9 protein-coding genes are annotated in these 15,101 nt (G+C 39.8%); 3 read left to right on the plus strand and 6 right to left on the minus strand.

The annotated features are described in order from the left end of the window. Nucleotides 1-299 precede the first annotated feature (299 nt). The 6 genes from QNI22_RS23485 to QNI22_RS23510 form a co-directional block, all read right to left on the minus strand. Nucleotides 300-2,951 (minus strand): ABC transporter permease, encoded by a 2,652-nt coding sequence (locus QNI22_RS23485; RefSeq protein ID WP_314514285.1) that lies wholly within the window; start codon nucleotides 2,949-2,951, stop codon nucleotides 300-302. Between the two features lie 443 nt (nucleotides 2,952-3,394). Continuing rightward, nucleotides 3,395-4,003, minus strand: a complete 609-nt coding sequence (locus QNI22_RS23490; RefSeq protein ID WP_314514286.1) for a TetR/AcrR family transcriptional regulator — start codon at nucleotides 4,001-4,003, stop codon at nucleotides 3,395-3,397. 61 nt (nucleotides 4,004-4,064) lie between these two features. Next, complete coding sequence (locus QNI22_RS23495; protein ID WP_314514287.1) at nucleotides 4,065-4,817, minus strand: SDR family NAD(P)-dependent oxidoreductase; 753 nt, start codon at nucleotides 4,815-4,817, stop codon at nucleotides 4,065-4,067. A gap of 441 nt (nucleotides 4,818-5,258) precedes the next feature. Continuing rightward, on the minus strand, nucleotides 5,259-5,861 hold the full coding sequence (locus QNI22_RS23500) for a TetR/AcrR family transcriptional regulator (RefSeq protein WP_313982605.1): 603 nt from the start codon (nucleotides 5,859-5,861) through the stop codon (nucleotides 5,259-5,261). A 39-nt stretch (nucleotides 5,862-5,900) separates the two neighbouring features. After that, entirely contained in the window at nucleotides 5,901-7,151 is a 1,251-nt protein-coding gene (gene fabF / locus QNI22_RS23505; protein WP_314514288.1) for a beta-ketoacyl-ACP synthase II, read from the minus strand. A 640-nt stretch (nucleotides 7,152-7,791) separates the two neighbouring features. Beyond that, on the minus strand, nucleotides 7,792-8,625 hold the full coding sequence (locus QNI22_RS23510; RefSeq protein ID WP_314514289.1) for a helix-turn-helix domain-containing protein: 834 nt from the start codon (nucleotides 8,623-8,625) through the stop codon (nucleotides 7,792-7,794). A 156-nt stretch (nucleotides 8,626-8,781) separates the two neighbouring features. Between QNI22_RS23510 and QNI22_RS23515 the strand changes: the two genes are divergently transcribed. The 3 genes from QNI22_RS23515 to QNI22_RS23525 all read left to right on the plus strand — a co-directional run bounded on the left by QNI22_RS23515 (nucleotide 8,782) and on the right by QNI22_RS23525 (nucleotide 15,032). Beyond that, nucleotides 8,782-9,312, plus strand: a complete 531-nt coding sequence (locus QNI22_RS23515) for a class I SAM-dependent methyltransferase (protein WP_314514290.1) — start codon at nucleotides 8,782-8,784, stop codon at nucleotides 9,310-9,312. Between the two features lie 86 nt (nucleotides 9,313-9,398). Then, nucleotides 9,399-11,279 carry a CocE/NonD family hydrolase gene (locus tag QNI22_RS23520; protein ID WP_314514291.1) on the plus strand — a complete coding sequence of 627 codons (1,881 nt, stop codon included), beginning with the start codon at nucleotides 9,399-9,401 and terminating at the stop codon, nucleotides 11,277-11,279. Between the two features lie 303 nt (nucleotides 11,280-11,582). Further along, entirely contained in the window at nucleotides 11,583-15,032 is a 3,450-nt protein-coding gene (locus QNI22_RS23525; RefSeq protein WP_314514292.1) for a PQQ-dependent sugar dehydrogenase, read from the plus strand. The last annotated feature ends 69 nt before the right edge of the window (nucleotides 15,033-15,101 follow it).

Below are 15,101 nucleotides of genomic sequence, written 5' to 3' on the forward strand. Positions count from 1 at the left end.
AATACCTGACTCAAAAAAAATTGAGTTTTTTTCACAAAAACACCACAACACATTGAATGTCAATAAAATATTTTTCAATATTTTTTTCTAATCCTCAGCTTATAGTCCTTCATCCAGAGAATAAGATTGTTTTTAAAAATTTCCTGAATAACCATTTTGCGTTTTCACCTTGCATTTATTGTAGTCTGAAAAAATCCAGTCAGATAAAATCGATGTCTCAGTTAGAGGGGACACAATAAAACAGGCTGGATATTTTCCAGCCTGCCTATACATAGCTTTCAATGCTATTGTCTAAAAGTTTATTCTGTTCTCAAACTCTTTACAGGATTAGTCAAAGCGGCTTTAATACTTTGAAAACTTACAGTAAGCAAAGTAATAAGCAAAGCTCCTAGACCTGTTATGGCAAATACCCACCAAGAGATTTCGATCCGATATTCATACTTTGTCAGCCAGTTAGTAAGGAAATACCAGGCGATAGGTGTTGCGATACAGAAGGCAATCAATACCAATACTACAAAATCCTGGGAAAGCAGTTTCCATAGATTTAAAACAGAAGCACCCAATACTTTCCGAATGCCTATTTCTTTGGTACGTTGCTCGGCTACAAATGAGGCCATTCCAAATAATCCCAAGCAAGAAATGAATATGGCCAAGCCAGCAAAAATAGATGCCAGTGTACCAATTCGCTCTTCTGCTGCAAACTTCAGTGCATATTGTTGATCCGTAAATTTAAAATCAAAAGGACTACCTGGATTAAACTTGTGAAATACTGTTTCTATTTTAGCTAATGATTCTCTGGCACTGTATGTGGGATTCAGCTTTATATTAATCACATTTGCCCATCCGTAATTAAGCATAAAACTAGTGGGAGAAATAGGAGAAAAAGGAGATTCCATCACCATATCTTTGATCACTCCAACCACAATAAAAGGCCTATCTCTCCATTTGATTGTTTTTCCAACTGGGTCTTTTAATCCCATATACCGGATGGCGGTCTCATTGAGGACCATACCAGATGAGTCACTGGCAAATTGTCTTGAGAAATCCCGCCCTGCTACAAACTGCCAACCTACTGTTTTTCCAAAATCATGAGAGACACCAATAGTTCCCAAAGCTTCCCTAAAATTCGGGTCTTTGCCTTCCCATTCAAATCCCCCATTCTGGGAATTCAGATCAGTGGCAGGAGCCGAAGAAGTTGACATGTCAATCACAGCTCCGGTTTTTAGTAATTCATCCCGTAATGCATTATAGTTATTGTACAACTCTGGAGTGTTCATGGTAACAGTAATCAGTCCACTCCGATCATATCCGACAGGTCGGTTTTTGGCATATTGAATTTGCAGAAACACAATAAGCGTTCCGATAATCAAGGTAATAGAAACTGTAAACTGCACAACCACCAGTACTTTTCTCGGCATACTGGCTAGCTTTCCTGCCCGAAAGGTTCCTTTCAATACACTTACAGGATCAAAAGAAGAAAGATACAAGGCAGGATAGCTTCCTGCTATCAATCCGGTAAATACGCTGAATGCAATACCTGCTAACCAGAATACAGGATTGAACCAGGGCATCGTAATCTGTTTGTCTGCAATAGTATTGAATGTAGGTAAGGCAAGAGCAACCAATAGAACACATATGGCAAAAGCAACCAGTGTTACCAATAGAGATTCACCAAAAAACTGCCCAATCAATTGTGATCGCATAGAACCTATGGATTTTCGAATACCCACTTCTTTGGCTCTTTTTTCAGAACGGGCCGTAGCCAGATTCATAAAGTTGATACATGCCAGCAACAATACAAATATGCCTATGATACTGAAAAGCCATACAAACTGAATCCGTCCACCCTGCTTACCTGTTTTTTTATCCCATTCTGAATACAGATGCCAGTCACTCATAGGATGTAAAAAGACTTGTATTTTAAAAGTAGCTAATTCAGGTCTGTGCTTAACTTTAACATCTTTAATTTTTGCAGATACTTTCTCAAGATCTGCATTGGGAGCTACCTGTGCAAGCAATTGCCAGGAGTTATTGTCCCATTCAGCGTTATCTATAGCTCGTTTTACCCAACCCTGTGTAGAAACATATAAATCCCAGGGAGCCATAAAGGTAATGTCTTTAAACTCTGTATTGAAAGGCATATCCTCATAGACTCCTGTAACTTTTACATTGAGGCGATTGTCAAGTTTTACAATTTTACCCATTGGATCTTCCTCCCCAAATAATACTTTTGCAACCGATTCTGAAAGAAGAATGGAAGAGGGATCTTTTAACCCTGCATGAGTTCCTGAGAGCATTTTCAGACTCAGCATCTCTGGAGCTTGTGGGCCTATGTAATTCCCTGTCTTCGTAAACTTATTGTCTTTGTAAGCCAGAATATGTTCTCCTGTCCATGAGGAAGGGACTACATAGGTAAAGTCATCTTTATACACTGTACGAAGTTCTTCAATCAATGGAGCCGGCATATATTCACCTGCGCCAGACTCTCCATTAAATGTAAAGCTTTGCATCACCTTCGCAATGCGTTTATGATTCTGGTAGTATGTATTGTAAGTCAGTTCATCATAAACCCATAGTCCGATAAGCATAGCCACAGCCATCCCTGTAGCCAATCCAAAAATATTGATAAAGGAATATCCCCTGTTACGGGTCAAATTCCGAAATGCAATTTTAAAATAATTTCTTAACATAGTCTGAGATAGTAAAGGTGTAGAATAGGCATGTTTAGTTGAACGTCGGCGAACGAATGGAGGCAATACAGAAACTACATCTATAAAATAATGCACATTGGCTGAGAACTTCCCAGAGCGAGTATACCAATACTTATATAATTCATCCAGATCACCTTCTACTTCTTCCAGTGTTTCGTCAGGATGGAACCAACCTAAGAGTTGTTTGATCCATTGTGGCGGCTTGGGTGTTTCGGGTAAAGGGTTATTGAAAGAATTCATACCTATAAATGTAAGTGACGTATGAAGGCTGATTAGTGTAGTCCTGAATCTCTATTACTTTACATTTTCTCGTACAAATCCTCTGCCAAAACAAATTATTTGGTTAGAAGGGCGTTAAAAGCAGATTTTAGCAAACTATCGGAAAATAAATTGTTCATTTACGGACATTCCCAATTCAAAAACGAACAAGACAGTATCTAAATAAAACGGGAGATTACTTGTAAAAAAATAGCATGACTCCTGAATGAAGTCATGCTATTTTTTATTTCTATTTTATATACTTTGCTCTCAGAAGTACATCTATAGTTAGGTGCAATAAAGGCAGAAAGCTATCCTATCAGCCATTTGCTATGATTCTGTATGGGCCCCGGTAATTACAACGGTTTTATTTTCTATCGTTTCATTCGAATTAGTTTTATCCTTGAGAAAGTCAGTATTGACTGTTAGGATTCAGGCAGAATGTCCAGCTCGCGAATCCATTGTCCTGATCTGGGCACAGTAAGAAAACCATTAAGGCTTAGCAACAGAACTGTCTGGTATTGTTCGAGTAAATCCCAACGAGCATGAATCTGTGCATTTTCAGCAATAAATTTCTCTATGACTGTCTGATATACAGAGCACAGAAAACTCAGATCAACAGAGTTGGATAGAATTTTATGCTGTTGGGCATCCTGTAACAGTGGCATGACATGTTGCATCCAGAAATAAGTTCTGTACTTCTCTTGTCTTTCTTTGGCACTTGGAATTTTTCGCACATCGAAGAGATAGGGACTTTTGTACTCTGCCAGAGCAGCCAGTACAACTGTCAATATCCGGAACACAACAATAAGCGGATCTTCTGATGTCTTTTTGAGAAGCTGAATTTTTTCTTCGAGAGAAACAATCCATGTCTCCATACAAGCATTAAGGAGGCTATCTTTGTTATCAAAGTAGGTATACAATGTTTTTTTTGATAAACCTAGCTTGCTGGCAATATCACTCATTGTCACACTTTTAACTCCGTATTGCAGGAAAAGCCGATGTGCACCTTCAATGATTAGTTCCTTTGTCATAATACCCTCTGTCAATCTGATAAGAGCCTGAATAGAAGTATCCAAGCTCGTCTATAAAATGTTACTGAGCTAGGTATCCACCATCTATATTGTAGTAAGAACCAGTCACAAAAGATGCTTTGGATGAGCTTAGCCACAGGGCTAGTTCCGCTACTTCTGCCGACTCACCCAAACGTCCTATGGGATGTAAGCCAACCAACGCATTCATTGCTTCGGGAGACAAATTAGCATCCAGTAAAGGAGTTTTGATAAATCCTGGTCCAATGGCATTGATACGAATATTTTGAGAAGCATACTCTAAAGCGGCAGTTTGTGTTAAGCCTACTACCCCATGTTTGGCAGCTACATACGCTGCAGAGTTACGAAAACCAACTTGTCCCAAAATAGAAGCAACATTTACAATTGCTCCGCCGCCACTTGCCTGCAGAGCAGGAATCTGATAGCGCATCCCATAAAATACACCATTCAGATTGACGCCAATTACTTTTTCCCAACCATCCAATGGATACTCACCTACAGGAGATGCCGGACCGCCAATGCCTGCATTGTTACAGGCAATATGCAAAGCGCCATATTTCGCTACAGTTTGTTTTACCAAGGCTTCATTATCTTCTGGCTTGCTGGTATCTGCTTTTATAAAGATGGCTTCTCCCCCCTTCTTTTTAATTTCTTCCACAACAGCATTTGCACCTTTTTCGCTAATATCACTCACCACTACCTTTGCTCCTTCTTCAGCATATTTAATGGCAATTTCCTTGCCTATTCCAGAACCCGCACCGGTTACAATAGCAACTCTATTTTCAAGGATTTTCATACGTTTTGAATGTTTAATTATGAACAGGGATAAAAAGAAAAATAGATTTTCTTTAGTTATCTAGTACAGCTAAGTCGTACTAACAAGACAAATGTACGTCTGACAATTGCAGCAGAACGAATACTTTTTGCCGGATTCCTTGGACAATTTGAACATTCCCTCTTATCTCCTTTTCATACTAACTCCAGAAAGCTATAACTAGCTAGAGAGTTAGCACTCACAAAAAACCAATAGCAACAAACCATTTAATAGAATAATACAACCAAACAAAAATGTAATCCTATATACAACAAGCATTTAGTGACAAAAAAGTAGCCCATATACCAGCGGATTACAAAATCAGCCAGTAGATGGGCTATAAACAATATAGATTTATCTAGCACTATTCTCCCACTTCTTCCCCTATCTTATTTCTCCAGACGCTATTATAGATGTTCTTTATTAAAGAGTTTTAACTTTCAATTCTTCCTGTACAATACTCATAATCTTATCCAGCACTGTAAACAAATGCACTTGCTGGCCAGTAATTTTAGATAACATAATTCCTCCCTCTACCATGGCAATAAAGGTATACGCATAGGTAGATGAGTCTATCTCATTTCGGAATTCTCCGTTTGCCTTTCCAGTGTCCATAATACGTATCAATCGGGTAGCAATACCTTTTATGCTATTTTGCACACGTTTTTTCAAAAAAGGCAGATTATCATCTGCTTCCACAGCTGTATTCAGAATTGGACATCCTCCACTGGTAGAGACACCTTTCCAGATAGATCTGTAAAAATCCGTAAAGGCCTGCATTTTGTCTGTAGCAGATTGTGCATTATGGATAGCCACATCCATATTTTTAGATAACTTATTTACATTATATTCAAAGGCAGCGATAGCTACATCTTCCTTATTCTCAAAATTGCCATATATACTCCCTTTGGTAAGTCCGGTTGCCTCTGTCAGATCACTCAGAGAGGTTCCCCAGAAGCCCTTTGAATTAAAGATAGGCGCAGTCTTTTCTATTATAAACGCCTTTGTTTGTTCCGCTTTTGACATGACGTTACTGATTTATAACACTCTTCCTACAATAGCTCACTAGGAATGATATTTTTTAAAAATAGAAGTGGCCGTGTGTCCTCCAAATCCAAATGTATTGTTAAGTACATAATTGACTGGTGTATGTCTTGCTTTCCCTATCACAATATCTAATCCCTCTGGCAGTTCTGGATCTACATTTTCTGTATTTATGGTTGGAGGGATAATATCGTGTTTTACAGATAATACACTGATAATACTTTCAATAGCTCCTGCTGCCCCCAGCAAATGACCTGTCATCGATTTGGTTGCAGAGATACTTACTTTATGTTCCCCAAATATACGCTTGATTCCTACAAGTTCACTCACATCGCCAATACCCGTTGAGGTAGCATGGGTATTGATGTTATTTATATCTGCTGGAGAAAGCCCTGCATCCTGTAAAGCTTTGGAAATACCTAAGGCAGCACCTAATCCTTCTGGTGATGTGCCTGTAAGATGATATGCATCAGCGGCCATCCCTCCTCCAACAATTTCCGCATAGATAGTAGCTCCTCTGGCTTTGGCATGTTCATACTCTTCCAGCACCAATGCTCCTGCCCCTTCTCCGATTACAAATCCGTCCCGATCCTGATCAAATGGTCTGGAAGCAGTTTGTGGAGAGTCATTTCGTTTAGATAATGCCTGAGCGGCGTTAAAACCGCCTACCGATGCGGGAGTTATCGGTGCCTCAGATCCGCCCGCAATCATAACGGTGGCCTTTCCCAGACGAATTGTATCAAAGGCATTGATAATAGCTGTATTGGAAGAAGCACAGGCGGAAACTGTACAATAATTGGGACCATACAACTTATGACGAATAGAGATAACTCCTGCGGCAATGTCTGCAATCATTTTGGGAATAAAGTAAGGATTGAAACGTGGCGTCCCATCACCCTGATAATATTCACGCACCTGATCTTCAAATGTACCTATACCCCCATTACCAGAAGCCCAGATTACCCCTATCTGATATTTCTCTTCATCTGGCATGGTTGTAAAATCAAAACCTGCATCTTGAATTGCCTGATCTGAAGCAGCAATAGCATACTGGGTAAACAGATCATACTTTTTTATTTCTTTTTTCTCTATATAATCAGTTGGTTCAAAGCCTTTAACCTCACAGGCAAAATGCGTCTTGAATCGTGATGCGTCAAAATGGGTAATATAATCTGCTCCACTCTTACCAGCCACAATATTGTGCCAGAACTCGCTTACGGAATTACCCAGGGGAGTAATCGCTCCTAATCCTGTTATTACAACTCGTTTCATAGTATATGTTTATCGGATAACACTGTACTGATTTTATTTATAATTGGATAGTAGCATGTAGCCTCACTCTAAATCGGCACAATAATACCACTCGGTATCTTATAATACAAATAAAAACTGGATCAAAATAGTTTCAACATAGGAAAACAAAATCAAACGGCGAGAGAACCTCATTACAGCACTTAAACAAAAAAGAAAATATTTTCTTAATAATCAAATAATTAACATCGATAAAAATACAAACCGATCAGTATACAACAAATCTATTAAAGCTAAGTATATACTTATTTTGTCTGATACTTTTACAGTTTTAGGATTTTAAAGAAAAATCTCTTTTTTGTACCCTCTCACCCTTTCTTGCCCTCCTGAAAGGAACTTTAAGCCTCTATACAGACAGGCATGACAAGACCGACAACCGTTTCAACAGGAGCGTATTCTTTCTCTCAGAAACCGCAGACAACTCTATTTGTCAAGAGATCCTTACAGGAGGATAGGAAGAGTGTGGCTATTACAGAAGAAAAAAAGGAAAAGGAGATCCTCCCAAGAGTACAAAAAGGAGGCCTTTTTCTTGATTTCTAAATTTCTTTTCCAGAAAAATTATAGAATAAGATAACGTATATGCATGCGTGGCACTCTTTGCTTATCGGAATATCCCTAAGGCTACCTGCTGGAAGGTTTCAGGGGTAATACCAGTTTGTTTTTTAAAGAACCGGCTAAAATAGGCTTGCTCACTAAAGCCTAATTCGAATGCAATTTCTTTGAATGTTCTTTTACCAATTAATATTTGGCGCTTGGCTTCAATAACCAGATATGTATGAATAATCTGAGTTACAGTTACACCTAATCGCTCCTTTAATACTTCATTGAGTCGCTTAGGCGTAAGATTTACTGCATTGGCATAAAAAGTTACATTTCTCTCTTCTTTGTAATGATCACTTATCAGAATATAAATTTTCTTCACCCGTTCATCATGTAGTGCAATGGATGAAGACAACGTCTGACTAAAACGATACAGATGGATCAAAAAGAGTCGCAAATACAGGTGTAGTACACCAATATCTGCTTTCGTTTTACATTCTAGATGCATCAGGTCAAACAGATGAGCCATTGGCTCAACCATATCTGGAGGAATAGTAATTCCGTCATTGGTAAATGGCAAAAACAGATAACGCAGATGATCTTCTTCAATAGCATACATCAACTCACGGGAAAAAGCAATAACCCGTGCAGCTGGCTTACTGCCTGGAATCGCATGTACCTGATTGCGTCCCAGAAGATATACAGTATCTTTCAGAATTGGGTGAGGTGTGAAATCTATATAGTGAACATCAGCGTTTGAAGTAAACCAGATTATTTCAAAAAAGTCATTCCGGTGGCTCCCTCCAAACCCATGAAATGCAGGGTCATCAGAGGTATAGACAAAGATTGTATCTCCGTCCAATTGATAAATAGGTATATGTTCCTGTGGTTTCAAAGATAATAATAAGGTATCTGACAAAGGTATAAAATATGATATAGGTGTGTTCGTTTCCCTTATTACTTTTAGTCTTGCCAGCCTATTCCGGCATACTATATATACATCAGGATTGTATATATACATACGGCTGGCTTTAATCAAACTCCTACTCCTATGGAACTTTCCGAAGCAATTAACCTGATTTATACAACAGCTATTCGTCAAACAGAACCTCAAATATGGGCTGATCTGGGATGTGGAACAGGATTGTTTACCAAAGCCTTGACTCATCTACTACCTCCCCAAAGCACCATTTATGCCATTGATAAAGATGCGATGGCTTTAGATACAATCCCTGATAACTACCAAAATGTTCTGGTAAAAAAGATGGTAAAAGACTTTACACAATCATTCTCCCTTCCATCCCTACTGGATGGCATACTCATGGCTAACTCATTACATTATGTAGCCGATCATTTATCATTTCTCCAAACCATTCAGTCTTCTCTTCTGCAACCTTCTCATAAGCTATTGCTTGTTGAATACGATACGGACAAAGCCAATCCCTGGGTTCCTTATCCTGTCAGCTTTCAATCTCTCCAAAAACTGGCTACAAAAGCAGGATATACTACCCTTGAGAAAGTAGGCACCAAGGCATCTTTATATGGTAGAGCAAATCTATATGGAGTATTATTAACAAAGTAAAAGCAGCGTCTTGTTGTGGATTAGGATATTTTTCACACAAAAGTGTATATTGTGGCTTGCAAACAACCATACACCACTAACTGCATATGAAAAAAACCTACTACTTACTTATTGCTCTTCTTGTAAGTATCTCATTTATACCATCTGATGTATATGCACAGGAAGATATTGCAGCTTACATAAAAAATAACTATACAAAGGCAATATACTACATTCCCATGCGGGATGGGATAAAGCTGTGCACCATTGTTTACAGTCCTAAGGATGCCTCACAAAAATATCCCATCATGCTGAATCGTACACCTTACAGTGTGGGGCCTTATGGAGAAAATGAATATAAAACATCTATGGGACCTTCTGACTTCTTTGTAAAAGATGGGTACATCTTTGCCTATCAGGACGTACGGGGGAAATACATGTCAGAAGGCGAGTTTATGGATGTTCGTCCCCACAATCCTGCCAAGAAGGGTAAGAAGGATATTGATGAAAGTTCGGATACCTATGATACCATTGAGTGGCTTTTGAAGAATGTAAAAAATAACAATGGCAAGTTTGGTCAGTGGGGTATTTCCTATCCTGGGTTTTATACCACCATGGGGGTGCTAAGTAATCATCCGGCGTTGAAGGCTGCTTCGCCACAGGCTCCTGTTACAGACTGGTTCATTGGAGATGACTTTCACCACAATGGTGCATTCTTTTTGCCGCATTTTTTCAATTTCATGGCTAACTTTGGAAAGCCTCGTCCACAACCCCGTCCAACTAGCCCTTACCGGTTCAATCATGGTACACCGGATGGGTATCAGTTCTTCCTGAATCTGGGATCGCTGAGTCATATCAATTCTGTCTATTACAAAGATAGTGTAGCATTCTGGAACGAATTCAGGCAACATCCCAATTACGATCCATTCTGGCAGGCACGAAATGTACGTCCGCATCTGAAAAATGTAAAGCCAGCTGTGATGACTGTAGGAGGTTGGTTTGATGCGGAAAACTTGTTTGGCGCATTGGAAATTTATAAAACAATTGAAAAGAATAATCCGGGAGCTAACAATATGCTGGTAATGGGTCCTTGGTTTCATGGTGGTTGGGCTCGTTCAGATGGTTCTTTCTTAGGTAATGCATCGTTTGTACAAAAGACATCTCCTTTCTATCGTGAAAACATTGAATTCAAATTCTTTCAATACCATCTCAAAGGAAAGGCTGATCCAAAACTACCAGAAGCGTATGTATTTGAAACAGGTTCCAATCAGTGGCGTACCTATGATCAGTGGCCTCCTAAAAACACACAAGCTAAACGGCTGTATTTACAGGGAGATCATAAGCTAGCCTTTGCTACCCCAACAGCCGATGGTGATGGTGGCTATGACGAATATGTAAGTGATCCGGCACATCCTGTTCCATTTATTGAAGAAATCAAAACAGGAATGACACGCGAATACATGACAGATGACCAGCGGTTTGCAGCCCGTCGCCCAGATGTAGTAGTATATACGACAGATGCCTTGACAGAAGATATTACTATAGCAGGTCAGGTAAAACCAAGTCTGCACGTATCTACTTCCGGAACAGATTCAGACTTCATTGTAAAAATAATTGATGTGTATCCGGACACAGCTGCTCAGTTTAAAGAAGCAAAAATCCCAACAGCAGGTTATCAGATGCTGGTTCGTGGAGAGCCATTCCGTGCCCGTTTCCGTAACTCATATGAAAAACCGGAACCTTTTACACCTAATCAACCTACAGAAGTAAGCTTTGTGATGCCCGATATCAATCATACCTTTAAAAAGGGGCATCGCATTATGATTCAGATTCAAAGTACATGGTTCCCACTGGTAGATCGCAATCCTCAGAAATATGTAGAGAATATTTATGATGCTAAGGATTCTGACTATCAGAAAGCAACACAACGGATTTATCATTCACCTGATAAGGCTACCTATATAGAGTTGAATGTAGTAGGAAAGTAAAACAATCCATAGTGACAATTTTGTATATACCTCTGTTACCACTAACTTCGTTCGTAGCAGAGGTATTTTTCTATTTATCAATCTATATAACTATCTGATATGCATAAGATAGCTAGAAACTACTCACTATTATTTTTCTACATAAAGTCTTTACACTAAACTTTTGCCCTCATATCTCCGTAGAAGGAGTTACATTTTTTTTATTTAGCTGTTCCATTTTTTATTTTTTAAAAAGGAATACGAACTCTCAGCAAACAGAGAGCTATCCTCATTCTATCTTTTAATTTTTTAACAGTAAAATCTATGAGTCTTTTTTACAAAGTCATGGGATGCTCACGTCATACCCCAAGACAACTTTTTTCAACAACACGTGTTTTCAGGAAAAGTATTTACCTACTGATTGCGCTCTCAATACTGTATACCCATCACACATTTGCTCAATTACCAACAGGTTTTACAGCGAAGAAATTGACTGCTGATAATATCCGGGAAGCAACTGCCATGGCACACGCGCCAGACGGACGGATTTTTATTGCAGAGCGGGCAGGTATTGTCAAGGTTTTTCAGAATAATACAGTAAGTACGGTTCATACCGTTTCCACAACCACAGCCTCCGAACAAGGTCTGTTAGGCATTACCTTACACCCCAACTTTTCTCAAAATGGAAAGTGTTATATATTCTACACTAATGCCGCTATGACTCTCCACTATCTGGATGTCATTGTAATTAATGCATCCAACCAGGTGACCTCTATAAACAGAGTCATGGAGTTTGATCCAATCATTAATGGTTTCCATAATGGTGGTGCTCTTTTATTTAAAAACGGACTACTTTATATAGCGATAGGAGAAAGTAACTCTTCCGCGGAATCTGCCAAACTGGATACTTACAGAGGTAAAATTCTTCGCCTAACAGAAGATGGTCAGCCAGCTCCCGGAAATCCTTATTACAACGAAGCAGGAGCCAGCCGGCAAAAAAGAAGTATCTGGGCCATTGGGATGCGAAACCCCTGGAGAATGAGTCTGGACCCGCTTTCTCAAAAAATATTTGTCATGAATGTAGGTGGCAACTATGAAGAGATTGATGATGTGACGAATCCAGATCCAGCCAAAAACTATAATTATGGGTGGGATCAGAATGGACGCTCAGGCCCGGAACAACCAGCTAACACCATCACAGCTGCCTTTTATTACGGACACTCAAACTGGGGATGTGCTATTACATCCGGAACATTTTTCAATCCTACATCCACAAACTATCCAGCTCAATACAGAAACCGGTTTTACTTTACAGACTGGTGTTCTGGCTGGATGCGTAGCATTGATGCAGCTAATCCTGTACAAGGCCAGTGGCAAGAATTTGCACCTTCAGGCTTTGGATCTATACTGGGCACTAGTGTGGGTATAGATGGTAATATCTATTATTTTAAATATGGTAACACAGGTAGTCTATGGCGGCTGGAATACGATAATACACAAGCACCTGTTATCGTTAACCAGCCTACTAGCCAGACTATTACCGCTGGTGACCCAGTAACCTTTACTGTAAGTGTGTCTGGAGCTACACCTTTTACCTATCAATGGCAAAAAAATGCAGTGAATATTTCCGGGGCAACATCTGCCAGCTATACCATTTCAGTAACAACACTGGCGGATGCAGCTTCCTATCGATGTATTGTAACCAATGCCAACGGTAGTGCAACTAGCAACAATGCAACACTAACCATACAACCTTTCAATGCCAAACCTGTTGCAGACATTACCCTGCCATTGACAACGACCAAATGGAGTGTAGGAGATGTAATTAATTATGCAGGTACTGCCACAGATCAGGAAGATGGAAACTTGTCTGCATCAGCACTCTCCTGGGAGGTACGGTTCTTCCATAAAGATAGCCCTACCAGTGAACACTGGCATCCCGGGCCTGTAGTCCCATCAGGTGTAACATCCGGATCATTTGTTGCTGACAATGGTGGTGAAACATCCCCTAATATCTGGCTCAGAATTATCCTGACAGCAACAGATGCTAACGGACGTAAAGGACAGGATTCTGTAGATGTCTATCCGAATAAGGTAGATATAACTGCTGTAGCCAATATTCCAGGATTACAGGTTGTGCTAGCAGCTCAAGGCACTACGCCATTTACCAAAACACTGGTTGTCAATAGCTTAATCAATTTACAAGCCATCACGCCTCAGGTTCTTGGCAATAATAATTATGCATTCTCAAGCTGGACACATGGAGGTCAGGCCAGTCAGACAATTCGTGTTCCAGCAGTAAATACAACCTATACGGCCAACTATGCTGTCACTTCTTCTATTCAAAATCCATATGGAGGGTTACCCTGGTCTGTTCCCGGTAAGATCGAAGCTGAAGACTTTGATACAGGAGGACAATCTATTGCCTATAATGACCTAAGTACAGGTAATTCGGGCAATGGATATCGAACAACTGAAGATGTAGATATAGAAGGTTGCTCTGAAGGTGGTTTCAATATTGGCTGGGTAGCAACTGGCGAATGGCTGGAATATACTGTAAATATAACGTCGGCAGGTGTTTATACACTACAGACACGTATAGCCACTACAGCTGCTGGAAAAACTATGCACATTGAACTGGATGGGCAAAATATATCTGGTACAATCAATGTTCCCAATACAGGCGGATTTCAAAGCTGGCAAACTGTATCTGTTACAACGCCTTCCCTTACAGTTGGTACAAAAGTGCTTCGGGTTGTTTTTGAAAGCAATGATATAAACCTGAATTATATAGCATTTACATCAGCTTCTGGAAACAACTTACCATCTGTAAGTCTGGCAACTACAAATACTATAGTAGTAGCACCTGGAAGTGCAACCCTGACAGCAACAGCATCTGATACGGATGGCAGTATAACAAAAGTTGTTTTTTACAACGGTACAACGCCACTAACAACTATTACTTCTGCACCTTATACCTATACATGGACCAATATCAATGCAGGTACGTATACGCTTACAGCTCAGGCTACTGATAATACAGGGGCTACTTCTACCTCTTCACCAGTGACTCTCACAATTGTAAGTAACGGAGCGAGCAATCTGGCACTCAATAAAAAAACAACGACCTCCTCAGTAGAGAATGGCTCATTGCTAGGAGCAAAAGCCGTAGATGGAAATACAGGTACCCGATGGTCCAGCGCGTTTAGTGACCCACAATGGATCTATGTAGATCTTGGAGCGGTTTATTCAATCAATCGGGTAAAGATAACCTGGGAAAATGCCCGTGCAGTGGATTATGAGCTTCAGATCTCTAATGATACTGTAAACTGGCAATCATTGAAAGCACCTATTGTGGGTAATACACAGCTGATCAATGATCATACAGGCTTGAATGGTACTGGCAGGTACATCCGGATATATGGTACCAAACGATCTACACAGTATGGATATTCTATGTATGAACTTGAAGTATATGGCACCAGTAGTTCGGCCCGAATAGCCATGAATGAAGGTAATCCCGATAATCTTATAACACTTTATCCTAATCCTTCTACTGGACAGGTCACTATACAGTACACAGTAAATCAATCAGGCCCCGTAACCCTGGCATTGTATTCCGGGCAGGGAAATCGAACTTTGCTATTACATAAAAATATGACAAAAGGTCAATACACTGTAGGCTATGATTTGAGTAAACATGCAGCTGGTATATACTTTATCCGGTTGGAGTCAGGTGGTCAGGTTACTACTCAGAAGCTGATAAAGAATTAACCGAGTAACAAAAAATATATTTATTTGGTCATGAAAACGCCTCATTTTAGCAGTAGTTGCTAGAACGAG

Source organism: Xanthocytophaga agilis (genome assembly GCF_030068605.1).
GTDB classification, from domain to species: Bacteria; Bacteroidota; Bacteroidia; order Cytophagales; family 172606-1; genus Xanthocytophaga; species Xanthocytophaga agilis.